Source organism: Arthrobacter sp. 05T442, from assembly GCF_056395945.1.
Genome location: NZ_JBFTKM010000002.1, coordinates 82,638 through 108,243, shown reverse-complemented (window position 1 = coordinate 108,243; position 25,606 = coordinate 82,638). Strand labels below are relative to the sequence as shown.

Sequence of the window (25,606 nt, the reverse complement as noted above, 5' to 3'; positions counted from 1 at the left end):
TTTGGCGGCTGTTCGGAAAGTTCCCCGGCGTCAGGCCGGAGGGCGTAGCTCTCCGGTGCCTCTTTGTATCAGCTCGGACGGGACAACATAGGTATGCGCAGGCTCCGGGTCGCCATCAATCCTGGCCAGCAGCCGTTCCGCTGCCAGCTTCCCGATTCGCTCGGGGTGCTGGGCGATGACCGTCACGCCGGGATCCATCATGTCGGCAAGGGTGAAGTCATCGAACCCGATCAAGGCCACGTGTTTGCTTAGCCCGAGTTCTCTGAGAGCACGCATGGCGCCGAACGTGATGAGGTTCTGGCTGGAGAATATCGCCGTGGGTGGTTCCCCGGCAGTGAGAAGTTCCAGCGTGGCCAGCCTCGCCGATTCCTCGTCGTGAAGGTTTTCACGGACGGGAACCGTCGAGGTGGGAATTCCGTGCCGGCCGATCTCCTCCATGAACCCCCGCCGGCGTTCGCGCGCGGTCTGGATGTCTGTGCGGTCCCCCAGATAGGCGAGCCTGGTGTGGCCGTGGCTGATCAGGTGTGCGGCCGCCTTGGCGGCGCCGGCGGCGTTGTCGGTTACGACAGCATCTGCTTCCATTCCTACCGGCTCACGGTCGATGAAGACCAGGGGCAGATCACGGGAATGCTCCGGGATTACGTACGCCTGGCTTCGGGCGATTGGTGTGAGGATGAGCCCGTCGACGCGCCGGCCAAGAAACGCTGTAACAATTGCCTGCTCCCGCCGGGGGTCATCATCGAGACTCGCGGCAAAAACGGCTATCCCTCTGGTCCCCAGCGCATCTTCAATTGCCCGGTTGATCTCGCTGCTGAAGGGGTTGGAGACACTTGGCAGCAGGAGTCCGACGGAGAGCGTTCTCCTGCCCGCGCGGCGCAGGCTGCCGGCCGCCATGTCCAGCTGGTAGTTGAGTTGCCGGGAAGCGCTGAGCACCTTTTCCCGGGTGGCTTCCGACACGCCGGGTTCGTCATTGATCACCCGGGAGACGGTCTTGATTCCGACGCCGGCAAGGGCAGCCACGTGGCGCATCGTCGGACGACTGGCGGAAAGGGCCGGCTGGCTACGATCGGACATCGTTGTCAAGAAAATCGCTCCTTCTAAGCTGCGTCTATTGACTCTCAAGTGTGATGCTGGTTACATCGTACATGACATCGTTGTCGAGGCCAGTGAGGGCCTCAAACATCAGGAGATTCAATGTTGAGTTCCACAGCGCCTCGTTCAACAACCACCCGCCTCTTGTCTGCAGCAGCAGTCCTGACTTTGGGAGCGCTCAGTCTTACTGCCTGTGGCGGAAGTTCCACCGGGACGTCTGCCAGCGGAGGCACCGCTGACGCAAAGATCGGCGTATCGCTGATCGTAAAGACCACGTCCAACCCGTACTTCGTAGCAATGGAAGACGGCGCGAAAAAAGCAGCCGAGGGGGGCAATATTGATCTGAAGCTGGCAGCCGGCAAGTCCGACGGCGACGAAGACACCCAGATCCAGGCGATCGAGAATGCCATCTCCAAGGGCGACAAGGGCATCCTCATCACCCCGAACGGGCCCGCCGTTGTCGACGCGATCAAGAAGGCCCGCGACGCAGGCTTGTACGTGATCGCTCTAGACACCCCGCCGGACCCGGCCAGCGCAGTGGACATCACCTTCGCGACCGACAACTTCGCGGCCGGCAAACAGATCGGGCAGTGGACCGCGGCGCAGCTGGATGGCAAGAAGGCCACTATTGCCTTGGTCGATCTGTTCAGCGACAAGGTCGTTTCGGTTGACTACAACCGCGATCAGGGATTCCTGACCGGAATGGGCATCGACACCGCCGACAAGACGAAGAACGGTGACGAGGCCAAGACCGGCAAGTACACGGGCGGTAAGGGCGGGGACTACGAGATCGTCGGCAGCCAGGCCTCCCAGGGCGCCGAGGACGGCGGCCGGACCGCGATGGAAACCCTGCTGTCGAAGAACCCCAACATCAACGTCGTCTACACCATCAACGAACCGGCCGCTGCGGGCGCCTACGAGGCGCTGAAGGCTGCGGGCAAAGAAAAGGGCGTGCTGGTCGTCTCCATCGACGGAGGCTGCACCGGCGTGAACAACGTCAAGTCCGGAATCATCGGCGCCACCGCCCAGCAGTACCCCGTCAAGATGGCCCAGCTGGGCGTCCAGGCCATCCACGACCTGGCCACGTCAGGCAAGAAGCCCTCGGTCTCAGCGGGCCTGGACTTCTTCAACACCGGCTCCGCACTGGTCACTGACAAGGCAGTTTCCGGGCTGGATAGCATCGACACCACGGCCGCTTCCCAGATCTGCTGGGGCAAGTAACCCCTCTCTTTGCGGGGGAACGTGCCAAGGCGTCTCCCCGCAGCTCGCAGCACGACAACAGTTACCGAACATGGAAGTTCAGGAGTAATTCAAGTGACCCAGCAACAGACCGCCGGCCCGCCGAGCACCGGGCATGCTGATTTGGCCGAGGAATTCCTCGACCGCCAGACACCTCTCAGCAGAATCCGCAACATTCTCCACCGCTACCCGGCCCTCAGCCCCGCCATTGTCCTGCTGATCGCAGTGGTGGTCTTCGGTCTCCTCAATGACCGCTTCCTGCGGGTAGAGAACCTGTCCCTGATCACGCAGCAGGTAGCGGTGGTGGGCACCCTGGCCATCGCGCAGACCCTCATCATCCTGACCGCCGGCATCGACCTCTCCGTCGGCGCGGTCATGATCCTGTCCTCGATGGTGATCGCCCAGCTCGCGGTCAGCAACGGTATTCCCGGGCCGCTGGCACTCGTTGCAGGTCTCGCTGTCGGTCTCGCCGCCGGCGCGCTCAACGGCTTCCTGGTCACAAGATTCCGGCTTCCACCGTTCATCGTCACCCTCGGAACGCTAAACATTTTCGTCGCCCTAACGCTGCTCTACTCAGGCGGCAGCACGGTCCGCGGATCCGCGATGCCAGGTGTCCTCACCTGGCTGGGAAGCACGTTCCCGATCGGGCCCGTCCGCATCTCCACAGGCGTCGTCATGATGCTCCTGCTCTACGCCGTTGTCGCCTTCATCCTGGGCAAGACGGCCTGGGGACGGCACGTCTACGCCGTGGGCGATGACAAGGAGGCGGCCCGTCTCGCCGGCATTCCCGTCAGCCGCGTCCTCATGAGCGTCTACCTTGCCGCAGGAGCAGTTCTTGCCGCCGGCGCCTGGATCCAGATCGGGCGCACCAACGCCGCCAGCCCAAACGCCGGGGTGGATCTGAACCTGGACTCCATCACCGCCGTCGTGATCGGCGGAACCAGCCTCTTCGGCGGCCGCGGCTCCATCTGGGGTTCACTGCTCGGAGCGCTGATCGTCGGAGTTTTCCGAAACGGCCTCTCCCTCGCCGGCCTGGACGTCCTGTACCAGACCCTCGCCGTAGGCATCCTGATCATTGTTGCTGTGTCTATCGACCAGTGGATCCGAAAGGTCAAGTCATGACCATGACAGAATCTGCAGCCTCCCATACCGCCACCCGCGAGCCCATCCTCAAGGCCAGGAACCTCGTCAAGACCTTCGGCCGCGTCGTCGGCCTCGATGGCGTCAGCCTGGACCTCTACCCGGGCGAAGTGCTGGCCGTCATCGGCGATAACGGTGCCGGCAAGTCCACGCTGATCAAGTGCCTTACCGGCGCCGAAATACCGGACACTGGAGAACTCTACGTATCGGGGAAGCAGGTGCACTTCAAGCGGCCGCAGGACGCCCGGGTCCACGGCATCGAAACGGTCTACCAGAACCTCGCCGTCTCACCGGCACTCGATGTTGCCTCGAACCTGTTCCTCGGCCGTGAAGAGCGACTCCCCGGCCCCTTGGGGAGCCTGTTCCGGATGCTCGACACCAAAGGCATGCGCCGGAAGGCAAAGGAAGAGCTGACCCGTCTGGGCATCTCCACCCTCCAGGACGTCACAGTGCCGGTCGAGAACCTCTCCGGCGGCCAGCGCCAGGCCGTCGCCGTCGCCCGCGCCGCAGCGTTCGGTTCAAAGGTGGTAGTGCTGGATGAGCCGACGGCGGCGCTCGGGGTTCGGGAATCGAACCAGGTCCTGCAGTTAGTCCGGGACCTCCGGGACCGCGGCCTGCCGGTCATCCTGATCAGCCACAACATGCCCCATGTGTTCGACGTCGCGGACCGCATCCACATCCAGCGCCTGGGCAAGTGCGCCGCCACGATCACCCCGCAATCACACACCATGACCGACGCAGTTGCGATCATGACCGGTGCAGCCACCGCCTGAACAGCTGCCGCCTGCCACTAATCAGTCCGCGGACCCCGTTTATCGGTCCGCGGACTGACGTGGCTCGGACAGGCCCCGCCACCAGCTTCCACGAGAGACAGACCATGGATTACCTCAAGACAGCCCGGCACGACGCTCACCAGATGCTCGACGTTATGGTGGTAGGCGAAGCGCTGATCGACGTGGTCACCACGTCACACGACAAAGTGGAACACCCGGGCGGCTCTCCGGCCAATGTCGCCTATGGACTCGGCCGCCTCGGCGTAGCCACCGGTCTGCTCACGGCCATCGCCCAGGACGCGCGGGGGACCTCCATCGAAAACCATCTCCGCAGCGCGGGAGTCACACTCCTGCCAGGATCAAAATCCCTCGCCCGGACGGCATCGGCAACCGCAACCCTTGAACCCGACGGCTCCGCCAAGTACGACTTCGACATCACCTGGGACCTTGCCCCGACAGCCCCCACCTACTTCCCAAAAATACTGCACACCGGGTCCATCGCCACGTTCCTTAGTCCCGGTGCAGGCGCCGTGAAATCGCTGCTCGAGCAGGCGCACAAAGACTGCATGATCACGTATGACCCGAATATCAGGCCCGCCCTGCTCGGCAGCCACGCAGAAGCGAAAGCCACGTTCGAAGAGCTCGTGCCCTTAACCGACGTCGTTAAACTCAGCGACGAGGACGCCCGGTGGCTGTACCCTCACAAGAGCCTGGACGAAACTGCAGCCCACATCCTCGGTTTGGGTGCCGAACTTACCGTCACCACCCTGGGCGCCGACGGCTCACAATTCACCACCTCCGCCGTTAAGATCAGCATTCCTGCCGTGAAATCCACAGTTTCCGACACTATCGGCGCGGGGGACTCCTACATGTCCGCACTGATCCTGGGCTTTCTCACCCGAGGAACCGAAGGCTTCGCCCCAGCTGTCCTGGAGCAGCTCGGACACACTGCAGCTGCAGCCGCGGCCATTACCGTACAGCGCCCGGGAGCGAACCCCCCCACCCTGGAAGAACTCAACATGGCGCTCGGAGCCCTTCCGGGCGTGTCCGTATAGCAGTGGGGTACGCCTTACCTTGACGTGTATCGGGCCGAGGAAGACCACCGGCGAGCCCAACAAGCGGTACTGCCAGGCGGGCCTTCCCCCAACGATCTGCGTCCACGAAATAGCGTCCCCTGACGGTCTGGAGCCGAACACGCGCCCCGTGCGCTGCGATTTCACGCACGTAATGCCCCTCCGCGCTCAGCCAGAACCGGATCTCGTCCGCGCTCGACAGCGGGATATCGGCCCCTCTCGGTCCGTGTGTGGTAGCACGTCGATCACCGCTGGCCTGATCTCCGTCAGCACGGACTTGGAGCCGTCGCGTAGTCGGCTTTTGCTCATGATCAGTCCCACCCGCCCGGTGCCAGGCCAATCCGGGTGCGCCCTTGTTCACACACTCGCTCAGACATCCCAGGCCGCCAGACGCCGTTATTGCCGTCAGACGGGCCTATGGCTTTCCTGCGGAGATCCGTTTGTCGTTTCATGGGCGAGATTTGAAGGACTCCACTTTCGCGGGGTCATGCTCAGCGACCGGGTCCAGGATGTCGTCGACCTGTGCCAGCAGTACGGGGTCCAGTTTCACTCCGGCTGCGGTGGCGGTGTCTTTGAGCTGTTCCGGGCGGGAGGCGCCGACGATGGCGGCCGAGACGTTGGGGTTTTGCAGTACCCAGGCGACTGCGAGTGCCGGCATGGACAGGCCTGCGTCCGCGGCCAGCGGTCTGAGCTGCTGGACGCGGGTGAGGATGTCCTCGGTCAGGTAGCGGTTGTCTGACTTGAGCTTGCCGTTCTCGCCTGTGAAACGGGATGCTGCCGGCGCAGCTTGGCCGGGGACGTATTTTCCGGTCAGGACGCCCTGTGCCATGGGTGACCAGCAAATCTGTCCCAGGCCCAGCTCCTCGCAGGTGGGGACGACTTCTTTTTCGATGACCCGCCAGAGCATGGAGTACTGGGGCTGGTTGGAGACGACGTGGATGCCAAGTTCCCGGGCGAGTGCGACGCCGGCGCGGATTTCGTCCACGGTCCATTCGGAGACGCCGATATACAGGGCTTTTCCCTGCCGGACGACGTCGGCGAAGGCCTGCATGGTCTCTTCCAGCGGCGTGTCGTAGTCGTAGCGGTGGGCCTGGTAGAGGTCCACGTAGTCGGTCTGCAACCGCTTCAGCGAGCCGTTGATCGATTCCATGATGTGCTTGCGGGACAGCCCGCGGTCATTCCGACCCTCGCCGGTGGGGAAGTAGACCTTGGTGAAGATCTCGACGCTTTCGCGCCGCACACCGGCGAGAGCTTCACCGAGCGTGTGTTCTGCGCGGGTGCCAGCGTAGGCGTCGGCGGTGTCGAAGGTGGTAATGCCCAGATCCAGGGCCTGCCGGACGCAGGCCGTGGCCTCGTCCTGGTCGATTTGCTCGCCGTGGGTGACCCAGTTCCCGTAGACCAGCTCGCTGATGTACATTCCGGATGAACCAAGTTTGCGGTATTCCATGCTCGTGTTTCTTCCATGTCTTGTTGCTACGGCCGTATTCCGGTTTGCGGGGTGCCATCTGTGGCCCGCTTGGCCTATGCCAGGGGCGTGATCGTCAGGCTCTCGAGTGTTGCGGAGCCGCCGTGGGCGTAGATGGAGACTCCGGTGCTTGTTTTGTCCGGGAATATCAGGTCGGTGAGCACCAGCTCGCCGCGTTGGGCGAAGACTTCAACGGAGCAGTGGTCGACGTAGATCTTCAGGCTGTATCGGCCGTCCCGGGGGTCAACTGGCGCGGTGTCAACGGAGGCGAATCCATCGTGGAAGCCGGTGTCGCCGGAGACGGCCCGGTCGAGGATGAGTCGGCCCTGGGCGGGATTGATGCCGATTCGGGTTCCTTCCGCGCCGCTCCCTCGAACGATGAGGCCGAATTCTTCGGCCGTCCCTGCCGTGAACTCGGCTTCGATGAGCTGAACCGTGTCTGTGGCGGCTGGGATCGGGCGTGTTTCCTCAACTAGACGGATCGGGCCGGCCTTAACTGCCGGCGCCTGATCGCGGCATACGGCTTCCTCTACGACGTTCTGGACCAGCCTGGTGCGGCCGCCAACGGTGGCAAGGGAGAGTTCCCGGGGCAGAGACATTGGGCTCCGCCAGGGTGAAGTCGGGATCTGGTTGGCATAGTCCCAGTTGTTCATCCAGCCGATCATGATCCGTCGGCCGTCAGGAGCGTCGTTGAAGGAGACGGCGGCGTAATAGTCCCGCCCCCAGTCCAGCCAGTTGTATTCCTGTAGGCGGTCGGGGTCCTGCTCCCCGCTGGTGACGGTGGAGTCGGAAGTGAAATTGACGCCGTCGAAATCTCCTGTGAAGTATTGCCCGGCTGACCCGCCGTTCGGGCCGCCGGGGTTCAGATTCACCGTCAGGACCCATTTCAGCTCCAGCGGGTTGCCGTCCACGGGCAAAGCGAACAAGTCCGGGCATTCCCAGATGCCGCCGGTGGCGTTAGCAGGGCCGAAATCGCTCAGGTGTTCCCAGGTTTTCAGGTCCTCGGACTTGTAGAGGACTACTTTGTAGTCGTGGGCCTCGACGGCCGCCATCACCCAGTAGGAGCCGGCCCCGCCGTCATAGCGGAAGACTTTTGGGTCACGGAAGTTGGCAGAGTTGCGGCTGAGCACGGGATTGCCAGCGTATTTTTTCCAGGTGAAGCCGCCATCCAGACTGTAGGCCAGCGACTGCGCCTGGACGCCGTGCAACGGCGAGGCTTCCTTGTAGGCACTGGTGTAAATGGCCACCAGCGGGGGCGCCGTCTCGGTGCCGAACCCGCTGCTGTTTTGGCTGTCGAACACGATGCTGCCGGAGAATATGTCCTCCTGCTCGTCGCAGGCAATCGCGACAGGCTGTTCGGTCCAGTGGGCGAGGTTCTCCGACGTCGCGTGGCCCCAGGACATGTTTCCCCAGGTGTTTCCGAAGGGGTTGTTTTGGTAGTAGAGGTGGTAGAGGCCCTGGTGGTGGATCAGGCCGTTGGGATCATTGAGCCAGGTGTTTCGGGCCGTGTAGTGCAGGGCGGGCCGGAAGGCTTCCGGGTGTGTGGTGGTCGCGGCCGTCATGGGAGGTGCACTCGTTTCAGGTTCGGAATGGGGCAAAGAAAGGGCCAGGATCTGACGGTGATCGTCAGGTTGGCCGCGGTGTTGGAGACGGAAAGCGGTGGTCAGCTGACCAGGGCCTGCATTTCCGCCAAGGAGGGCAGGTCCGCCCCTGGACGGCCCACCGTAATGGCGGCTGCCATGGATGCCGTGCGGGCGATCTGTTCGAGAACGGGCGGAGCCAGGCCCTCGCCTCCGCTGGTCAGGAGCCCCAGGATGAGGGCCGCCATGTAGGCATCCCCTGCACCGATGGTGTCCGCGACAACGGTTTCCACGGAGGGGACACTGATTTCTGTCTCTGCGGTGAGCAGGAAGGATCCTTCTGATCCGCGGGTGACCACGACCAGATCCGTGCCGAGTCCGCGTATGTGGCGGGCAGCCTCCTCCGGCGATTTGCGCGGATACAGCCATGCGGCGTCCTCGTCGCTGAGTTTCACTACGTCGGTGAGGGGAACGAGCTCTTCGAAGATGGTTCTGGCTTCGTGTTGGCTGCCGAGCAGTTCGGGCCGGATGTTCGGGTCATAGGTGATGGTGCTGATTCCTGCGCAGTGCTGCAGGAGGGAATTCACGCCTGAGGCTCCCGGTGCGAGGAAGCTGGCGATTGACCCGGTGTGCAGGAGCGTGGGCAGGTACGTCGGGGCCACCGGTGGGAGCTCCCAGACGAGGTCGAAAATATAGCTTGCGGACCCGTCGTCGGCCAGTGTTGCTGTGGCAGTCGATGTTGCGGCGGCGGACTGGCAGCCCGGGAGGATATAGACGCCTGCACCGCTGAGATGGCTGCTGATGGCGGCTCCCCGGCTATCGGTACCGATTGATGTCAGGAACCCGGTTGAAACATCTAGACGGGCAAGTCCGTAGGCCACATTGGCGGGTGAGCCCCCCGGGTGCTCGGTGACGCCGTTCCCCGTGTGGACCACATCGATAAGTGCTTCGCCGATAACGATCACCTCGGGTTGGGCGGACAGTGTGGCAGGGGGGTTCGTCATGGGGTTCTTTCTGGGTTTTCGGCAGCCTGCAGTGAAGCTGCGCGCGGCTAATAATTTCGCGGGGAAAGCGGCCTCTCGGACGGCGGATTGGGCCGTCAGCCGGGGAGGGTGACGTCAGCGCGCGGATTCCGGTACTTTCAGCGCCCAATGGGATGCGCTGAGGGTGATCCGTTCGCCGGTGCCCCGGGGAGTGTTCCGTCCTGGTGCGTCCCTCTTCGCTGGGCGGACGGTGTGGGTCCTGCGGGCGTCGGGTACCGCGGAGAGCAGCAGCTGTGTGTACGGGTGATGGGGGGCGGCCATCAGCTCGATGCTCTCGCCGCCCTCGACCAGCTCCCCGGCGCACATCACCATGGTTGTGTCCGCGATGTAGCGTGCGGATGCGAGGTCGTGGGTTATATACAGCATGGACACCCCCCGTTCATCGCGGAGTTTGCGCATCAGATTGAGAATGCCGATGCGGACCGAGACGTCGAGCATCGAGGTGGGTTCGTCGGCCAGTATGATTTCCGGTTCGACGGCCAGGGCTCTGGCGATGGCGACGCGCTGCCGCTGTCCGCCGGACAGCTGATGGGGGTATCGGTCCAGCATCTGTTCGCCCAGGCCGACTGTTGCCATTAGTTCACGCAGTTTGAGTTTGAGGGCCTGCGGGCTGTCGTTTTCTCCGTGAAGTTGCAGGGGACGCGTCAGGAAGTGTTCGATGCGGTGTGCCGGGTTGAGGGATCCGAAGGGGTCCTGGAAGACCATTTGGACCTTACTTCGGTATTTCATCGACGCCCGGCGACGTTCGGTGGCAAAGATGTCTTCTCCGTCGAGGATGAGCTGGCCCCCTGTGGGTTGTTCGAGGCGGGCGAGGATCCGGGCGATGGTGCTCTTTCCGCTGCCGGATTCCCCGACGAGTGCCACAATCTCGCCGCGGTTGATGTCAAAGGAGACGTCGTTGACGGCACGTACGGTCGAACGGAAGGGAAAGCTTCCCAGGTGGTAGTCCTTGCTCAGGTTGCGGACTTGGACCAGGGGCCCGGTCGCCGTTTCCGGGCGGGATGAGGTGCTGTGTGCGGGGATCATCGGGGTGACCTTTCGCGGGGGAGGACATATTCGGGTACGCGCAGGCAGGCCGCATCGTGGTTTTCGGCTCCTGGAAGGAGCCGCGGCTCGATGGTGCGGCAGGCATCTATTGCCAGCGGGCACCGGGGGTGGAAGCGGCACCCGGTGGGGGGGTGGGCCATGTTTGGCGGGGCGTCCGGGATGCCTGTCAACTCCACTCTCGGGCCGGTCAGCGGAGGGAACGCTCCCATGAGGGCGTTCGTGTAGGGGTGGAGAGGGTTGTCCAGCAATTCCTTGGAGGGAGCGATCTCGACCAGCTTGCCCGCATACATCACCGCCATGCGGTGGGAGAGCTCGACCATGAGGGAGATGTCGTGGGTGATGAACAGAATGGAGAACCCAAGCCGCTGCTGAAGTTCCTTGATCTGGTGCATGATTTCCTGCTGAACGACCACGTCCAGGGCCGTGGTCGGTTCGTCCATGATGAGAAGGGAAGGTTTGAGCGCCAGTGCTATCGCGATCACTGCCCGCTGGCGCATTCCGCCGGAGAGCTGGTGGGGGTAGGACTTGAGGCGGTCAGGGCTGATGTCGACAAGTTTCAGCAGCTCCGCGGCACGTTCGCGGGCGGCGTGCTTGGGCATCCTTTCGTGCGTGGTGAAGACATCGATGATCTGATCACCGATGGTCATGACGGGGTTCAGGGAGTTCATCGCGCTTTGGAAGACCATGGCGACGTCCCGCCACCGGGTGCGTCTCAGTTCTTCTTCGCCCAGGTCCAGGAGATTCCTTCCGGCGAGCTCGATGGACCCGCCTGTGATCTTTGCCGGGGTCTGCAGAAGCCGCATGATCGCGTTGGCGATGGTGGACTTGCCGCAGCCTGATTCGCCGGCGAGGCCGAACACTTCTCCGGCGCCGATATCGAAGCTGACACCATCCACGGCGGTGACGTTTCCGCTCTCCGCCGTGTATTGAACCTGCAGGTTCTTCACGCTCAGCACGGGGCCGGCCGGGGGACGGCCGACGTTTCCCCGGTCCTTTTCAGTCAGGGTTTCCATCTGTCAGCCTTTCTTTTCCGCGCGCAGGCGAGGGTTGGTGATCTCATCAACGGCGTAGTTGACCATGGCCAGGGCAAATGCGACGACGGCGATGGCAACACCTGAGGGCAGAAGCACCCACCAGTCGCCGGTCATCAGGGCGCCGTCGTTGTTTGCCCAGTAAAGGTTGGTTCCCCAGCTGACGGACCCGGTATCGCCGAGCCCCAGGAACTCCAGGCCGGCCTGGGCGCCGATGCCGTAGATGACGCAGCCGAGCAGGGTGCTCATGACGATGGAGGCCATGTTGGGCAGGATTTCCCGGAACATGATGCGCCAGGCCTTCTCGCCGGTCACAACGGCCGCGGCCACGAAATCCTTGCTGCGCAACGACAGGGCCTGGGAGCGGAGCACACGGGCGCTGCCTGCCCAGCCGGTGATGATCAGGACGATGACGACGGTGACGGGGCCCGGCGGCAGGAACGCGGCGAGAACGACCAGGAGCGGAAGTCCGGGGATGAGCAGGAAGATATTGGTCAGCAGTGAAAGTAATTCGTCGATGGCTTTGCCGAAGTAAGCGGAGGCGATGCCAACCAGACAACCGATGAAGGTCGCCGCTAGACCTACGATGAATCCGACCGTCAGCGAGCTGCGCGATCCCCACAAGGTGAGGGCCAGCACGTCCTGGCCCTTGGAGGTGGTTCCGAGTAGGTGGTCAGCGGACGGTGCCAGGGACGCTTCGGGGCCGAAGTCGGAGGGGTTTCCCGGTGCCAGGAGGGGTGCCAGCACCGCCAGGAGGGCAAATATGACCAGGATGGCCAGCCCGAAGAGGGCTTTCTTGTTCGTGAGGATGCCGTGGACGAAGCCGCCGTGGGCCAGACGTCCGGGTGCCGGAGGTTCCGGTAGTAGGACGGCGGGGTTGCCGGCCGTGGTGGTCGCGGTAGGGGTTGAGTCTGTAAGTGACATAGGGGACCTGTTTCTAGCTGACCCGGACCCGGGGGTCCAGCCGTACGTAAATGATGTCGACCAGGAAGTTAGCTGCCAGCACGGCGGCGGTGATGGTGAGGAAGATGCCTTGGGTCAGCGGGTAGTCCAGCGCCTGGACGGAGGTCAGAAGCTGGTAGCCGATGCCCGGGTACGCGAACACGGTTTCGGTAAGGAGAGCGCCGCCGACGACGAAGCCAAGGGACATGCCGAACGACGTCACGGAGGGCAACATGGCGTTCCGGGCAGCGTACTGGAACATGATCCGTCCCGGACGTAGTCCCTTGGCCCGGGCCATCGTGATGTAGTCCTCAGCGGTGGTGGCGATCATCGTGTTGCGCATCCCCAGCATCCACCCGCCGATGGAGACCAGGACAATGGTCAGGGCCGGGAGGATCAGGTGAGTAGCGACGTCGCCGATGTATTCAAGGGAGAACGAGGGGCTGAGGCCTGTGGAAAAGGCATGGCTCAGAGGCAGCCAACCCAGGGTTATCCCGAACAGATATAGAGCGGCCATGGCCAGCCAAAAATAGGGAAATGATCCTACGAAAATCAGCAACGGAGGAAAAACGGAATCCAGGAACTTTCCCCGCCGCCACGCTGCCAGAACGCCGAGGAAATTGCCTAGAATGACGGCAATAACCAGGGAGGTGCCGCCGAGCAGGAGGGTCCATCCGATTTGTGATCCGATCACCTCCGAAACGGGGGACGGGAACCTGGAGAGCGAGATGCCCATGTCCCCGCGGAAGATGTTCCCGATGTAGGCGAGGTACTGCTCCCAAAGGGGCCGGTCGTCCAGGCCGAAGAGCCGCCGGAGCGCATCCACCTGGTCCGGGCGCATCTGAGCCTGCACCTGGGAGAACATTCTGCTGACAGGGTCCCCGGGCATCAGCCTGGGGAGGAAGAAATTCAAGGTGATGCAGGCCCAGAAGGCGATGATGTAGAACCCCAGGCGGCGGAGGAGGAATACCATGATTCCGCTTCTTTCTTGATGATTGTTGCGCCGCCCGGGGATCGGTCCGGGTCCGGCAGGTGGTAACGGTGCGGGTGCCGTGTGTGCGGCGGCTTTGGTGGCTGTCCGGGTTCGGTTGCCCGGACAGCCACCAGATGGCTACTGCGCCGGCTTGAGTGAGGTCAGAACCAGCACTGTGGTGGCGGAGCGGGCCGAGAGAGTGGCATACGGGTTGTCGTTGCTGGGCCAGCCCGTGAATCGCTGGTCGGTGTAGGCGCCCCATGCCGGGCCCGAGAACAGCGGGATCACCGGGGCGACGTCGTTGAAGCGTGTCTCGAGGGAGTTGACGAGGGTCTTCTGCGCTGTCGGGTCGGCCGTTGCCGCCAGCTTGTCCAGGGTTGCGGTCGCTTCCTGGTCACCGAATCGGTGGTAGTTTTCGTTGGCCTTTTGGCCGACCGGTACAACAACGTTCTGTGACATTACGCCGCGGTAGAACTCATACGGCGTTGCGCCGGCGTTGCTCCAAACGATGCCGCTGTCGAAGGATCCGTCAGTGTATCCGGAGACGACCTGGGACCAGTCCGGGGAGTTGACCTCGACTTTCACGCCAAGTTTTTCCATGTTCTTGGAGATGATCTGGCCGACGGAAAGCCAGTCCGAAGATGCCGATCCTACAGAGAACTTGAACTGGAACGGCTTGCCGTCCTTGAGGATGCGGATGCCGTCGGTTCCCTTCTTGTAACCGGCTTCATCGAGCATCTGGTTGGCTTTGTCCACGTTCAGCTTGGTCCAGTCGCAATTGTCAACGATGCTCTGGTCCCGCCAGCTGGCGTAGGTGTCGCTGAGGCCGGTGCAGTCGGCCGGATGCGTGTAGCCCGACATGCCCAGGTTGTCGACCTGATCGCGGTCCACGGCCATGCTGAGTGCTTTGCGTACGACCGGATCGTTAAAGGGGGCCTTGGTGGTGTTCAGCTGCCAGTTGATCGTGCCACCGGTCGTGGGGTACCAGAAGTGCCGGTGTGCCGGATCTTTGTCGACAAAGGTTTTCTGGATGTTGGGGATGAACTGGTCGCTCCAGTCCACGTCACCGTTCTGCAAGGCGAGGTTGGCCCCGGAGTTGCCGGCGAAGGCCAGCATCCTGATGCCGGTGAGCTGCTGTTTCTCCGGCTGCCAGTAGTTGGGGTTCTTATCCAGTTCGAATGACTGTGTCTGGAAATGGGAGACCTGGGTGTAGGGGCCGGTGCCTACCGGATTGTCGTTGGTGGCCTTGGCCGGATCCGCGATCTGGGACCAGACATGCTTGGGGGCGATGACCTGCTGGCCGACTTCGTAAAGCCCGGGAGCGTAGGCCTTGTTGAAATCGAAGCGGACGGTGTGCGCATCGACGGCGGAGACCTTGGCCAAGTAGTCGAATCCGCCCTGAATCTTCTTCTGAAGGTCAAAGGTATACACAACGTCATCGGCAGTCAGGGGTTGTCCGTCCGACCACTTAACCCCGTCGCGGAGCGTGAATGTCACTCCCTTGCCGTCTTCGTCCGCCTTCCACGAAGCGCCGAGCCACGGTACAGGCTCCCCCTTCACGGGATTGACGATCAGCAAGGGTTCGAAAACCGACTGCTGCGTCATCGGAAGGGCATTCGGGGAGAACGGGTTGAAGTTGCTGGTGAACGTTGCGGTGTCCTCCCGGGGGATTGTCAGGAGCCCGTTGGACGCGCTCCCACCCTTGGCTGTGCTCCCGGATGTGTTTCCGGCGCCGCAGCCGGTGAGAGCCAGCGCGCCGATCGCCAGTGTGGCTGCAACAACGGTCAGTGACCTCTTGGGGTTGATTTTGGGCATGAGGGAGCTCGTTTCGTCGGTGAAAGGGAGATGAGGTTAGCGGGAAGTGAACATCAGAACGCCGGGACCGGCAGGCGCACGGATGTACGCTCCACCAGAGGGCATTCGACAACGCGTTGGAGCGGGGCCAGATCACGGTTCGCTGCCAGTTTGGCCAGCATCGCGACGCCGGTTGCCCCCATTTGCCGGAACGGCAGCGCGACGGTCGTCAGGCTTGGCCGCAGGTAGTTGGCGATGATTTCCTGGTTGTCGAAGCCAACCACGGAGATATCGTCACCAATACGCAGCCCCCGTTCCTTGATGGCGTCGTAAGCGCCCATGGCCATGCGGTCAGTGGCGCAGAATATCGCTGTTGGGGGCCGGGTGCCATCCAGGAGGGCAGCTGCTGCGCGGTAGCCTTGGTCTGCCTCGCCGTCCTCGTTGATTACCAAGCTCTCATCCAGGCCGATGCCTGCCTGTTCAAGTGCTCGGACGTAACCGGCCCGGCGGCCGATGGCGGCCGGAATGACGGGATCAAGGTTGATGAGCCCTATCCGGTCGTGTCCGGCCCGGATGAGCCTCATCGTGGCAACATAGCCACCCTGAGCCTCATCCGGAATGACGGAATGCAGTTTTGTTGCTTCGTCAAAGCAGTGAACCAGGACCGTCGGCACTTCTTCCGCAACTGCAGGCAGCCGCACACCCCTATGCCAGCTTGTTGCATAGATCAGACCCTCGACGCGGTGCTCGAGCATCGTCTCGATGGCCCGCCGGTCGGCGTCACTGCTGCCGTCGGTGCTGGCGATAAGAAGCGTCTTACCCTCCCGAGCGGCCTGTTCCTCGGCGCCGCGGACAATGTTGGCGGCATATGGCGCGACCACGATTTCCGTGATCAGCCCGTAGAGCTTGGTCTGCTTGGATGCCAACGCGCGGGCTCCCGCGTTCGGGCGGTAGCCCAGGTCGGTCACAGCCTGGTGGACGCGGTCACGGGTTTCTTCTGGAATGCCGTTTCCCGTTCCGCCATTCAGGACAAAGGAAACCGTCGTCCGAGAAACTCCGACATGGTTCGCGACATCCTGCATCGTCACTTTGGCCTGCCGTGGGTTCGTCTCCATTGACCGTCCGATGTCTGGTGAGTAGGGATGAATATTGGATGAGAGTCTAACCGAATCTACTGTTGCGCGTTACTAACGCGCGTTAGTTGATGTGAGATAGAACATATCCTGCGTTTGGTTGGGGTGTCAAGCACTGTGGCCGCCACCGTAACAAGCATTCGTCTGCCTGCGTAGCGGGTGACAGCGCACGTTGATGGCGCCGATGAGCTGTGAGCCGAGGATCCACCGGATCGATACGCGGTTCAGCGGAGCTGAACTCGCGTTGGTCGAGAAGGCGGAGACTGGGCGGCCGTGCCTCCTCCGGTTGTTCTCACTGCGGTGCAGCTCAGGGTGCTGGACGCTGCCCGGGTCGACGTGAAGCGGGCCGGAGTGAATCAACCAGTTGAGTCGCCTCGGGCATCGGGGCGTGCTGAACCTCGGGGCCCTCACCCCCGTGGTCGACGAACTGCCGGAGCATCACGAGCGCATGGTCAAAGCGCTCAGCGCGAAGGAGTACCCGTGAGCATCACGACGGGGCTCCAATCTATGACCTGGGCACCAGCGCGGCCTAGACAGGCGGCGGCGTAGGCGGTACACATTGAGCGGGCCATCTGCGTACAGGGGGAGGGTGCTCAATGGGGATCGCCGACATCTCGGATCTGCGGGAGACGGACACCGTTGAGCCGCGGCCGGGTGCAGAGACCCGCTTCAACCCCGTCGCCGCATGCGGTCGCTTCGCCCGGCGCTGCCGGCGCTGGGGCTTCCCCGGGCGACGGCGTCCCAGATGTTTGTGACTTTTTGGCGGTTCCGCCGCGCCTTGGCACCGCGTGCCGCGGCGTTGGCCGCCGGAGCCGCCCTGGTGGTCCTCGCGGCTGCCCTCCAGGTGGCCATGCCGTGGCCCCTGAAGGTCATTGTCGATGATGTGCTCAAGACTCCTGGCGCTGCGAGCCAGAACGAGTTTCTGCGAACGTTCGGGGCGGCCGGGCTGGAAGGTCAGCAGCTGCTGTTTGTGGCAATTGCGTGCCTGTTGGTGTTCACCCTGGTCAACGCGGCGGCCAACTATCTTGGGGCGCGGCTGCTCAACGGCGTCGGAGAGCGGGTCATGGCATCCATCCGCTCCGAGGTGTTCACCCACCTCCAGCGGCTGTCCCTGTCCTTCCACGACAAGCAGAGGCTCGGGGATCTGGTGACGCGGGCGACCACGGACATCGACTACGTGCGCGCCATGATCATCTCAATGCTGGCGGTCCTGGTACCCAACATCCTCATTCTGGCTTTCATCACGACGATCTGCGTGGTGGTTGATCCGGGCTTCGCCATGATTGCCCTGGCGGTCTCACCGGTGCTGTTCGCGACGGTGCTGATGTACCGCCCCCGCATCAAGGCGGCGTCCCGGGCCGCGAGGAGGAGGGACAGCGACATTGCCTCCACGATGACGGAAACCTTCTCCTCGGTGCGGGTTATGCAGTCCTCCTCCAGCGAGGCGCGTCATGAGGCCGATTTCCAGCTCCGCAATGCCGCGCGGATGAATGCGGGCCTGAGACTGGTCCGGCTCCAGGCAGCACTGTCCCCGCTGGTGGATGTCATCGTCACATTCGGCACCGTCGTCGTGCTGTGGGCGGGTGTGCAGCGGGTGCTGGACGGTTCGATGACGCTGGGACTGTTGCTGGTCTTTCTGGCGTACCTTAAGGCCCTTTACGATCCGATGAAGGAACTTTCCAAGCTGACGACGGTCATGAGCCGGGGTCAGGTCAGCGCGGAGCGGCTCCAGGACGTCCTCAGCACCGCCCCGGCAATAGCGGACCCCCCTGGTGCCCCGCCGGCGCCGCGGCTGGCGGGCCTGGTGGAACTGCGAGATGTCGACTTCCACTACGACGGTTCCGAGGTGCTGCACAGGATTAACCTCCGTGTGGAGCCGGGCCGGATGATTGCGCTGACCGGGCCCACCGGTGCGGGCAAGTCAACGGTGGTCAGCCTTATACCGCGGCTCTACGACGTGACGGGCGGCGCCGTTCTCCTGGACGGCATGGACGTCCGCGAACTCCAGTTGGCCACGGTGCGCCAGCAGATCTCGATGGTCCTGCAGGAATCCATCCTGTTTCACGGCACCATCTATGACAACATCGCCTACGGATCGGACACAGCCACTCCCGAACGGGTTTTCGCCGCAGCCCACGCCGCGCACGTCGACGAATTCGTTGATCAGCTGCCGCTGGGCTATGACACCCCGGTTGCCGAGCGGGGCGTCAGTCTCTCCGGCGGACAACGCCAGCGCATCGCGATCGCCCGGGCCCTGGTCCGCGATACACCGATCGTCATTCTTGATGAACCCACCTCCGGCCTGGACGCCATCTCCGAACAATACGTGATGGAGGGCATGGACCGGCTCATGGCCGAACGGACGGTCATCGTCATCGCACACCGCCTCTCCACTCTCCGGCGTGCGGACAAGATCTACGTGCTGGACAAGGGGCAGGTTGTGGAAAGCGGTAACCACCGGCAACTCCTCGCCGCCGGCGGTCTCTACAGCCGGCTCGACGGGCTGCAGGGGGCCCAGGGAAATCCGGTCCTCCCGCGGCCTGCTCCCGGCGCGATCCGCGAGGTGACGTCGGCCAGGCCCAGGACCTCCGGAGCCCTCCCCTGGCGGATCGGAAGGGAGGGCGCGCTGGAGGTGCTGTTGGTCCACCGGCGCAGGCATCAGGACTGGTCCATCCCCAAGGGAAAGGCCGAACCGGGCGAGTCAGACCAGGAATGTGCGCTGCGGGAAGTCGGCGAAGAGACGGGTCTCGTCTGCCGGCCCGGTTCGGAGCTGCCGCAGGTGACCTATCTGGACCACCGCCGGCGCCTCAAGACGGTCCGCTACTGGGCCGCCGTGGCCCAGGGCGGCGTCTTCTCGGCCAACGATGAAGTGGACGAGGCCCGCTGGTTCAGCCTTCCTGCGGCGCTGCGCACCCTGAGCGAACCACGCGAAAGGCCCGTGATTCTCGCCCTGGGCGGGGTCCTGGAGCGGGAGCTTGGGATCCGTGCGGTGCCGGCCCGGGACAGGATGCTGTTGCTTATTCGCGGGGCCACAGCCACACCGCGGCACCTGTGGGACCACTCCGAAATTACCCGGCCGCTGGCCCACGAAGGACGCACGACGGCCCGCTCCCTCGAGGGCCTTGGCTCGTTCTTCGAGATAAACCGGATCCTCTCCGCGCCTGCAGCCCGGTGTATCGACACTGTTGAGGCGCTGGCACGCCGTGAATCCCTGACAGTGGAAGTGGCCAGCGATCTTTCCGATGGCCGTATTGAACGGGCGATGCGGCTCGTCGACAATGCCCGCGGCACGGGGACGGTGCTGTGCACGCATGAGGATGTCATCTCCTCGATCCTGGACCGCCTGGCCGCGCGCGACCGGACAGCCCTTGACAGCCGCGCCGGCCGCCGGCGCGGCTCGGTCTGGGCCCTGACTGGGGACAAATCACGCTACACCGGCGCGTATTATCTCCCCATGCCCGAGGCGGTCGGCCTGCCTGAACAGTGCGCGACCGGCAATTGACTGTCCACCGCTGCGCTAGAGGGCGCCCGCACGTCCTTGGGTCCTCGACAGGCGACCGCCCCGCGAGTGCGGATGAACCGCGGACACAGAGGTTTAACGTCGGGGCTGAAGCGCAAAGCTGTTGGCTGGGCGAGAGCGCCCTAGGGAAGTTTTGCCAATTCCTAGTCAATGAGCCAGTCCCGGGCAAAGCAAAGGCCCCTGCTTCCCTTCTAAACAAAGGGAAGCAGGGGCCTCGCTACGTGGCGGTGACGGTGGGATTTGAACCCACGTTGGCTTTGACACCAAACAACATTTCGAGTGTTGCACCTTCGGCCGCTCGGACACGTCACCAACCTGTATAGGGTACCGGAGCAGGGCGCGGTTCCCCAAAACGGCTCCGGAAATCCCGACCGGTGCCGGCTTGCCGCGACTCGCCGGAGTCAGCGTCCTTTCCCCGTGCACAGGCGGGGCACTAGATTCGAAAGCACCATGATCACTCCTGAGCAGCAGACCACGGCCACCGCTTACTGGACCGTCGGACCGGAAAAGGGCGAGCTCCGGCGCGAGGACCTGGCGGCCCCCGGACCCGGGGAAGCCCTCGTCCGTACCCTCTTCACCGGCATCAGCAAGGGCACGGAACTGGTCGTCCACAATGCCCGGGTCCCTGACTGCGTCGCCGGGGCCATGGCCGCCCCCCACCAGGAGGGGGCCTTCCCGTACCCGGTGAAGTTCGGCTACCTCTGCGTGGGCATCGTGGAGGAAGGACCGGCAGACTGGCAGGGCAGGACCGTCTTCTGCCTGTACCCGCACCAGGACCGCTTCATCGTGCCGGTCGCGTCCCTCACCGCGGTCCCCGACGGCGTCCCGTCCCGCCGCGCGGTGCTCACGGGAACGGTCGAGACCGCCGTCAACGGGCTCTGGGAAGCCGGCCCCCGCCTGGGCGACCGCGTCGCCGTGATCGGCGCCGGACTCGTCGGCGGCATGGTCGCCAAGCTCCTGGGCGGCTTCCCGCTCGGCCGGCTGCAGCTGATCGATATCGACCCTTCCAAGCGTGCTTTCGCGGACGCGCTCGGCGTCGACTTCAGCCACCCCGACGACGCGCTGCCGGACTGCGACATCGTAATCCACTGCTCCGCCTCGCAGGAAGGCCTCCAGCGAAGCCTGCAGCTGGTGGGCGACGAGGGCGAGATCATCGAAATGTCCTGGTACGCCGACCGCAGCGTCACGCTGCCGCTGGGGGAGGACTTCCACGCCCGCCGGCTGTCCATCCGCGCCAGCCAGGTCGGGGCCGTGGCCCGCTCCCGGCGGCACCGCCGCACGAACGCGGACCGGCTGGAGCTCGCCGTCGCCTTGTTGCAGGACCCGGCCTTCGACCTCTTCCTGACCGGCAGCTCCCCGTTCACGGAGCTGCCCGACGTCGTGCGGAGTCTCTCCGACGGCACCCTGGATGCCCTGTGCCACGTCATCGAATACCCCGATGTGGAACACCGAGAACACCCCGCCACCGATGCCCCCACAACCGAAACCTCGAGGTAACACCGTGTTCAGCCTGACTGTCCGCAGCCACTTCATGATCGCCCACAGCCTGCCCAGGGAAGCGTTCGGACCCGCCCAGGGACTGCACGGGGCGACGTTCGTCGCGGAGGTGGCGTTCCGGCGTCGGGCCCTGAATGAGGACGCGATTGTCCTGGACATCGGCGAGGCCGGGAAGGTGCTGGATTCGGTCCTCGACGGGCTCAACTACACAAACCTGGACGAGCACCCAGATTTCGCCGGGAAGCTGAGCACCACCGAAGCCCTGGCCCGGTACATCGCCGAGGCGGTGGCAACCCGGATCCGCGGCGGCGCTGACGGCCGCGAGCTGGCGGGCCTGGACGTCACGCTGCGTGAACACCCCGATGCCTGGGCCGGCTATTCGCTCGACTTCGACGCCAGCTAGGACCCGCACGGTGCAGGGACCGGATCTCAGCATCCGGCTGGTGGTGCCCGGGAACGTGCGCCACAACTCCGGCGGGAACGTCTACAACGCGGCGCTCGCCCGGGAGCTTGCGGCCCTGGGCGCGGAGGTGGAGACCTGCCCGTGCGACGGCGACTGGCCGGTGGGCAGTGCAGAGGACCGCCGGCGGCTGGCCGGACTCCTGCGCGCCCCTGCCGGTGCGGGCCGCTCGGTGATATTGGTGGACGGTCTCCTGGGTTGCGGAGCCCCGGCGGAGCTGGAGGCGGCCGCCGCGGCGGCCCAGCCCGTCTGGATCCTGCTGCACATGCCCCTGGGCGACCAGCCGGGCCTGGAACGCCGGGCCCTGAATGCAGCAGCCGGCGTCATCTGCACCAGCGGTTCGGCGGCGGCCGGCATCCGGACCAGGCACGGGTTCGACGGCGCCCGGGTCGCCCTGCCGGGCACCGACGCCACCCTGCCCGCACCCGGCTCGGAGCCGCCGCATCTGGTGTCCGTGGCCGCCCTTCTGCCGAACAAGAGCCAGTTGCTCCTGCTGGAGGCGCTCGCACGGCTCAAGGAGCTGGACTGGACCGCGGCCCTCATCGGCTCTGACGACACGGACCCCGCCTACGCCGCGCAGGTCCGGGAACGAGCGGATTCCCTGGGACTCAGGGACCGCGTCCGCATCCCGGGGGAGCTGCGTGGTCCCGCAATGGAGGCCGAATGGGCCGCCGCTGACCTGAGCCTGCTCATTTCCCGGGCCGAAACGTACGGCCTGGTGGTCACGGAGTCACTCGCCCGCGGCGTGCCCGTGGTGGTGCGCGAGGGCACGGGGGCCGTGGAGGCGCTCGCGGCCGGCGCACGGACACGCAGCCGGGTGCCCGGGTGTCTGGTGGACGACGGCGGGCAGGACGAGGGCGCGGAAGCCCAACTGCCGGGCGCCGCCGTCCTCCTCGCCGAGGATCCCGCGCCGCTGGCGGACCTGCTGCGCCGCTGGCTCACCGAACCCGTGCTCCGCGCGCGCTGGCGGGCCGCGGCAACGGCTGCGCGGGGCCGCCTGCCCGGCTGGGATGCCACCGCCCGGACCGTGCTGGCCGCCGTCGGCCCGGACGTATCCGGAAAGCCGGGCGCCTCAATTGATTCCGCCGGCGGACAAGCTGTTGGACAATGACCCCATGACTACCGAGCCCCTGACCACAGAACTGCCGGCCCCGCAGACCCTGACCCCGGAGCGGCTGCGCGCCTGGGCCTGGCACAAACAAGGCCTGGACGGTTCGCTGGCCGGCTGCACCGCGGAGCAGGTCTTCGCCCGCGCCGGGTGGGCGCGGTCCGTGGGCGGGGCCAACCCCTACCTCACCCTCTTTGCCCGGGCCGGCATCCGCCGCGAACAGGTGGACGCCGACGTCGCCGCCCGCCGGATCCTGGAGCTCCCCACCGCCCGCGGCTGCACGTATGTCCTGGGCCGCGACGACTTCGCCTGGGCCCTCACGCTGGGCGAGGATGCCGCCGGGGCCTTCCGGGTCCTGGGCCGGTTGGGCGTGGACCGCAGCGAAATCACGCTCCTCGAGGAACAGGTGCTGCACGCGCTTGCCGAAGCCGACGGCCCGATGGACCCCAAGCAGCTCAAAGAGGAGCTGGGCGATTCCGTGCGCAATCTCGGTGAAGAAGGCAAGAAGAAAGGCGCCACCACAACACTGCCCACGACCCTGGGGATCCTGCAGTCGCAGGGCAGGATCCGCCGCGTCCCGGTCAACGGGCGCCTGGACCAGCAGCGCTACGCCTACGAGCTCTGGGACCTGCCGCCCAGCACCCTGGACGGCGACGCGGCCCGCGCCGAGCTGATCCGCCGGTACCTGGGCTGGACCGGCGGCGCCACGCTCAAGCAGTCCCAGTGGTTCACCGGGTTCACCGTCGCGCAGAGCAAGGCGGGGCTGGCCGCCGTCGGTGCCGTGGAGGTGCCCACCGCCGCCGGTGCGGTTCTCTTCATGATGCCCGACGACGTCGAGCGTCTCGCCGCCTTTGAAGAACCCGCCGAAGAGCAGATCCAGCTGCTCGCCGGAACGGATTCACTGGCGCTGCTCCGCCGGAACGCGGCAGCACTGCTCGCCGAGGCGGACCCCGACGGGGAACGCATCGCAAAGAAAGTGCTGGCCTCCCTGGCGCTGCAGGCCGACCTCCCGGACCATCCCGTCTTGGACCGCGGCCGGATTATCGGGCTCTGGCAGTACGAGCCCGGCAAGGAGCGGATCGTGTCGTGGCTGTTCCACGGTGCCACGCCCGCGGTGACCCGGCGGATCTCCGAGGTTGAAGCCTGGATCCGCGACGATCTCGGTGACTTCCGCGCCTTCAGCCTCGACTCACCGGCCGGGCGGCAAAAGCGGATCGACGCCCTCGCCGCGTCCGCCGCCGCGGGGTAACGCGGGGACTGGATGCGGGCCTCACAGGAAAGGCTCACCCGCTCCGGTGATCGGCGAAGAAGTCCCGGAGCAGCGCGGCGCACTCCGGCTCCCGGACCCCGGCATACACTTCCACCCAATGGTTCAGCCGGCGCTCGCGGAGGATGTCGAACACAGAGCCTGCGGCTCCGGCCTTTTCGTCCCAGGCGCCGAAGACGACCCGCGGAATCCGGGCCAGGACAATGGCGCCGGCACACATGGCACAGGGCTCGAGCGTCACCACCAGGGTGCAGTCCTCCAGCCGCCAGCCGTCGCCCGGTTCGCCGTCCCGCGCCCGCAGCTGCTGCAGCCGCGCCGCGGCCTCCCGGATGGCCACCATCTCGGCGTGCGCCGTCGGGTCCCCGAGTGCCTCGCGTTCATTGCGCCCGGAACCGAGCACCCCGCCGTCGGGCCCGATCACGACGGCGCCGATCGGTACGTCCGCCGTGGCCAGTGCCCGGCGGGCCTCGGCGATGGCAAGGCCCATCCATTCGGCATGGCGGGGCTCCGGGGCAGTCATGGGTCAATGATAGTTTCGACCATAAGCAAGCTGTGCCCCTGAGCCGGGGAAGCACCAAGAAGTCGGGAGACGGCAGTGAGTACCAGGACCGAAAGCTGGTTGAACCAGCGCTGGGGCAGGTGGGTGGTGCCTTATGCTGCCCTGTGGATCACGATGCTCATTGGCGGCGTGGTGGTGGTGGTCCTGGCCTTGCTGGGTGCGGAGGTCTACGACAACGTCGTGGATTCGGTCGGATTGGCGAACCTGGACAAGCCCACGCTGGCGTTCATGGAACAGTTGCGGACCCCCGGCCTGGACAGTTTCGTCACGGGTTTCACCAACATTGGCGGCGGGATCGGCATGCCCATCCTGGCCAGCATACTGACAGCTTGGCTGACGTTCATCACGCGCACCTGGCGGCCCCTGATCCTCGTGGGCGGCGCTGCAGCCGTCTCCACCACCGCGACCGCCTTGGGCAAGAAGCTTGTGGGCCGGACCCGGCCGGATCATGCCGACGCCGTTCCGCCGTATGAAAACTCACCGTCCTTCCCCAGCGGCCACACGCTGAACTCCACGGTGGTGATCGGCGTGGTGGTCTATCTGGCCTGCCTGCAGGTGAAGAGGACGATCGAGCGGGTCGGCCTGATCACCGCGGGTGTGATCTTCGTCTTCGCCATGGGCATGAGCCGGGTTTTCCTGGGCCATCACTGGATGACCGACGTGATTGTCGGCTGGGTGCTTGGACTGGCGTGGCTCGGGATCGTGATTCTTGCGCACAGGCTTTTCCACGTGCTGCGGCACCGTGAACACGCGGGTCCCGCACCCACGTTCGACCACCCGCTTACCAGCCATGGCGCCCGCGCGGCCAACGCCAAGGACGGGACCGATGCATCCGGTCCCGCGGGAGGCCCGCCAACGTCCGGGTGATAG

At 64.8% G+C, this 25,606-nt stretch carries 21 protein-coding genes and 1 tRNA gene; 10 read left to right on the top strand and 12 right to left on the bottom strand.

Annotated features, from left to right (window positions below):
• Positions 1 to 30 precede the first annotated feature (30 nt).
• Entirely contained in the window at positions 31 to 1,029 is a 999-nt protein-coding gene (locus AC1DES_RS03590; protein WP_476894496.1) for a LacI family DNA-binding transcriptional regulator, read from the bottom strand.
• 165 nt (positions 1,030 to 1,194) lie between these two features.
• On the opposite strand from AC1DES_RS03590, the gene AC1DES_RS03585 reads away from it, so the two are divergent.
• The 4 genes from AC1DES_RS03585 (at position 1,195) to AC1DES_RS03570 (ending at position 5,299) form a co-directional block, all read left to right on the top strand.
• Positions 1,195 to 2,313, top strand: coding sequence for a substrate-binding domain-containing protein (locus AC1DES_RS03585; RefSeq protein WP_476894308.1), 1,119 nt, complete (start codon positions 1,195 to 1,197; stop codon positions 2,311 to 2,313).
• 93 nt (positions 2,314 to 2,406) lie between these two features.
• A complete protein-coding gene (locus tag AC1DES_RS03580) occupies positions 2,407 to 3,453 on the top strand; it encodes an ABC transporter permease (RefSeq protein ID WP_476894307.1) in 1,047 nt (348 codons plus the stop codon).
• A complete protein-coding gene (locus AC1DES_RS03575) occupies positions 3,450 to 4,244 on the top strand; it encodes an ATP-binding cassette domain-containing protein (RefSeq protein WP_136323685.1) in 795 nt (264 codons plus the stop codon). Before AC1DES_RS03580 ends, AC1DES_RS03575 begins: the two co-directional genes overlap by 4 nt.
• Before the next feature lie 104 nt (positions 4,245 to 4,348).
• Positions 4,349 to 5,299 carry a carbohydrate kinase family protein gene (locus tag AC1DES_RS03570; protein ID WP_476894306.1) on the top strand — a complete coding sequence of 317 codons (951 nt, stop codon included), beginning with the start codon at positions 4,349 to 4,351 and terminating at the stop codon, positions 5,297 to 5,299.
• Positions 5,300 to 5,765: 466 nt separating this feature from the next.
• On the opposite strand, the gene AC1DES_RS03565 is transcribed toward AC1DES_RS03570, so the two are convergent.
• The 9 genes from AC1DES_RS03565 to AC1DES_RS03525 form a co-directional block, all read right to left on the bottom strand.
• On the bottom strand, positions 5,766 to 6,764 hold the full coding sequence (locus AC1DES_RS03565; protein ID WP_476894305.1) for an aldo/keto reductase family protein: 999 nt from the start codon (positions 6,762 to 6,764) through the stop codon (positions 5,766 to 5,768).
• A gap of 74 nt (positions 6,765 to 6,838) precedes the next feature.
• A complete protein-coding gene (locus AC1DES_RS03560) occupies positions 6,839 to 8,344 on the bottom strand; it encodes a glycoside hydrolase family 32 protein (protein WP_476894304.1) in 1,506 nt (501 codons plus the stop codon).
• Between the two features lie 101 nt (positions 8,345 to 8,445).
• The gene (locus AC1DES_RS03555; RefSeq protein WP_476894303.1) at positions 8,446 to 9,366 is read right to left on the bottom strand and encodes a carbohydrate kinase family protein; all 921 of its coding nucleotides are present in this window, start codon (positions 9,364 to 9,366) and stop codon (positions 8,446 to 8,448) included.
• Positions 9,367 to 9,480: 114 nt separating this feature from the next.
• Positions 9,481 to 10,431, bottom strand: a complete 951-nt coding sequence (locus tag AC1DES_RS03550; protein WP_476894302.1) for an ABC transporter ATP-binding protein — start codon at positions 10,429 to 10,431, stop codon at positions 9,481 to 9,483.
• On the bottom strand, positions 10,428 to 11,465 hold the full coding sequence (locus tag AC1DES_RS03545) for an ABC transporter ATP-binding protein (protein ID WP_476894301.1): 1,038 nt from the start codon (positions 11,463 to 11,465) through the stop codon (positions 10,428 to 10,430). The genes AC1DES_RS03550 and AC1DES_RS03545 overlap by 4 nt, the downstream gene beginning before the upstream one ends.
• A 3-nt stretch (positions 11,466 to 11,468) precedes the next feature.
• Positions 11,469 to 12,407 (bottom strand): ABC transporter permease, encoded by a 939-nt coding sequence (locus AC1DES_RS03540; protein WP_476894300.1) that lies wholly within the window; start codon positions 12,405 to 12,407, stop codon positions 11,469 to 11,471.
• A gap of 13 nt (positions 12,408 to 12,420) precedes the next feature.
• Positions 12,421 to 13,398 (bottom strand): ABC transporter permease, encoded by a 978-nt coding sequence (locus AC1DES_RS03535; RefSeq protein ID WP_476894299.1) that lies wholly within the window; start codon positions 13,396 to 13,398, stop codon positions 12,421 to 12,423.
• A 138-nt stretch (positions 13,399 to 13,536) separates the two neighbouring features.
• Entirely contained in the window at positions 13,537 to 15,213 is a 1,677-nt protein-coding gene (locus AC1DES_RS03530) for an ABC transporter substrate-binding protein (protein WP_476894298.1), read from the bottom strand.
• A 53-nt stretch (positions 15,214 to 15,266) separates the two neighbouring features.
• Positions 15,267 to 16,307 carry a LacI family DNA-binding transcriptional regulator gene (locus AC1DES_RS03525; RefSeq protein WP_476894297.1) on the bottom strand — a complete coding sequence of 347 codons (1,041 nt, stop codon included), beginning with the start codon at positions 16,305 to 16,307 and terminating at the stop codon, positions 15,267 to 15,269.
• A 703-nt stretch (positions 16,308 to 17,010) separates the two neighbouring features.
• Between AC1DES_RS03525 and AC1DES_RS03520 the strand changes: the two genes are divergently transcribed.
• Positions 17,011 to 19,827, top strand: a complete 2,817-nt coding sequence (locus AC1DES_RS03520) for an ABC transporter transmembrane domain-containing protein (RefSeq protein WP_476894296.1) — start codon at positions 17,011 to 17,013, stop codon at positions 19,825 to 19,827.
• 240 nt (positions 19,828 to 20,067) lie between these two features.
• Here AC1DES_RS03520 and AC1DES_RS03515 read toward each other — a convergent pair.
• Positions 20,068 to 20,157 (bottom strand) — tRNA-Ser (locus tag AC1DES_RS03515).
• A gap of 138 nt (positions 20,158 to 20,295) precedes the next feature.
• Here AC1DES_RS03515 and AC1DES_RS03510 point away from each other — a divergent pair.
• Genes AC1DES_RS03510 through AC1DES_RS03495 form a run of 4 tightly spaced genes read left to right on the top strand, consistent with a single transcriptional unit; the run spans position 20,296 to position 24,159 of the window.
• Positions 20,296 to 21,342 (top strand): zinc-dependent alcohol dehydrogenase, encoded by a 1,047-nt coding sequence (locus AC1DES_RS03510; RefSeq protein ID WP_476894295.1) that lies wholly within the window; start codon positions 20,296 to 20,298, stop codon positions 21,340 to 21,342.
• 4 nt (positions 21,343 to 21,346) lie between these two features.
• Positions 21,347 to 21,745: a 6-pyruvoyl trahydropterin synthase family protein gene (locus AC1DES_RS03505; protein ID WP_476894294.1), complete on the top strand. Its 399-nt coding sequence runs from the start codon at positions 21,347 to 21,349 to the stop codon at positions 21,743 to 21,745.
• Positions 21,746 to 21,755: 10 nt separating this feature from the next.
• Positions 21,756 to 22,913: a glycosyltransferase gene (locus tag AC1DES_RS03500; protein WP_476894293.1), complete on the top strand. Its 1,158-nt coding sequence runs from the start codon at positions 21,756 to 21,758 to the stop codon at positions 22,911 to 22,913.
• 4 nt (positions 22,914 to 22,917) lie between these two features.
• Complete coding sequence (locus AC1DES_RS03495) at positions 22,918 to 24,159, top strand: DNA glycosylase AlkZ-like family protein (RefSeq protein ID WP_476894292.1); 1,242 nt, start codon at positions 22,918 to 22,920, stop codon at positions 24,157 to 24,159.
• Between the two features lie 34 nt (positions 24,160 to 24,193).
• Here the strand turns inward: AC1DES_RS03495 and AC1DES_RS03490 are convergent, their stop codons facing one another.
• Positions 24,194 to 24,697: a nucleoside deaminase gene (locus AC1DES_RS03490; protein ID WP_476894291.1), complete on the bottom strand. Its 504-nt coding sequence runs from the start codon at positions 24,695 to 24,697 to the stop codon at positions 24,194 to 24,196.
• A 75-nt stretch (positions 24,698 to 24,772) separates the two neighbouring features.
• Between AC1DES_RS03490 and AC1DES_RS03485 the strand changes: the two genes are divergently transcribed.
• Positions 24,773 to 25,603: a phosphatase PAP2 family protein gene (locus AC1DES_RS03485; protein ID WP_476894290.1), complete on the top strand. Its 831-nt coding sequence runs from the start codon at positions 24,773 to 24,775 to the stop codon at positions 25,601 to 25,603.
• Positions 25,604 to 25,606: the final 3 nt, after the last annotated feature.

Coding starts and splice junctions, on each gene's coding strand:
- AC1DES_RS03590 (WP_476894496.1), bottom strand. CDS start 1,029: ATGCGCCACGTGGCTGCCCTTGCCGGCGTCGGAATCAAGACCGTCTCC.
- AC1DES_RS03585 (WP_476894308.1), top strand. CDS start 1,195: ATGTTGAGTTCCACAGCGCCTCGTTCAACAACCACCCGCCTCTTGTCT.
- AC1DES_RS03575 (WP_136323685.1), top strand. CDS start 3,450: ATGACCATGACAGAATCTGCAGCCTCCCATACCGCCACCCGCGAGCCC.
- AC1DES_RS03570 (WP_476894306.1), top strand. CDS start 4,349: ATGGATTACCTCAAGACAGCCCGGCACGACGCTCACCAGATGCTCGAC.
- AC1DES_RS03565 (WP_476894305.1), bottom strand. CDS start 6,764: ATGGAATACCGCAAACTTGGTTCATCCGGAATGTACATCAGCGAGCTG.
- AC1DES_RS03560 (WP_476894304.1), bottom strand. CDS start 8,344: ATGACGGCCGCGACCACCACACACCCGGAAGCCTTCCGGCCCGCCCTG.
- AC1DES_RS03555 (WP_476894303.1), bottom strand. CDS start 9,366: ATGACGAACCCCCCTGCCACACTGTCCGCCCAACCCGAGGTGATCGTT.
- AC1DES_RS03550 (WP_476894302.1), bottom strand. CDS start 10,431: ATGATCCCCGCACACAGCACCTCATCCCGCCCGGAAACGGCGACCGGG.
- AC1DES_RS03545 (WP_476894301.1), bottom strand. CDS start 11,465: ATGGAAACCCTGACTGAAAAGGACCGGGGAAACGTCGGCCGTCCCCCG.
- AC1DES_RS03540 (WP_476894300.1), bottom strand. CDS start 12,407: ATGTCACTTACAGACTCAACCCCTACCGCGACCACCACGGCCGGCAAC.
- AC1DES_RS03535 (WP_476894299.1), bottom strand. CDS start 13,398: ATGGTATTCCTCCTCCGCCGCCTGGGGTTCTACATCATCGCCTTCTGG.
- AC1DES_RS03530 (WP_476894298.1), bottom strand. CDS start 15,213: ATGCCCAAAATCAACCCCAAGAGGTCACTGACCGTTGTTGCAGCCACA.
- AC1DES_RS03525 (WP_476894297.1), bottom strand. CDS start 16,307: ATGGAGACGAACCCACGGCAGGCCAAAGTGACGATGCAGGATGTCGCG.
- AC1DES_RS03520 (WP_476894296.1), top strand. CDS start 17,011: ATGCGGTCGCTTCGCCCGGCGCTGCCGGCGCTGGGGCTTCCCCGGGCG.
- AC1DES_RS03510 (WP_476894295.1), top strand. CDS start 20,296: ATGATCACTCCTGAGCAGCAGACCACGGCCACCGCTTACTGGACCGTC.
- AC1DES_RS03495 (WP_476894292.1), top strand. CDS start 22,918: ATGACTACCGAGCCCCTGACCACAGAACTGCCGGCCCCGCAGACCCTG.
- AC1DES_RS03490 (WP_476894291.1), bottom strand. CDS start 24,697: ATGACTGCCCCGGAGCCCCGCCATGCCGAATGGATGGGCCTTGCCATC.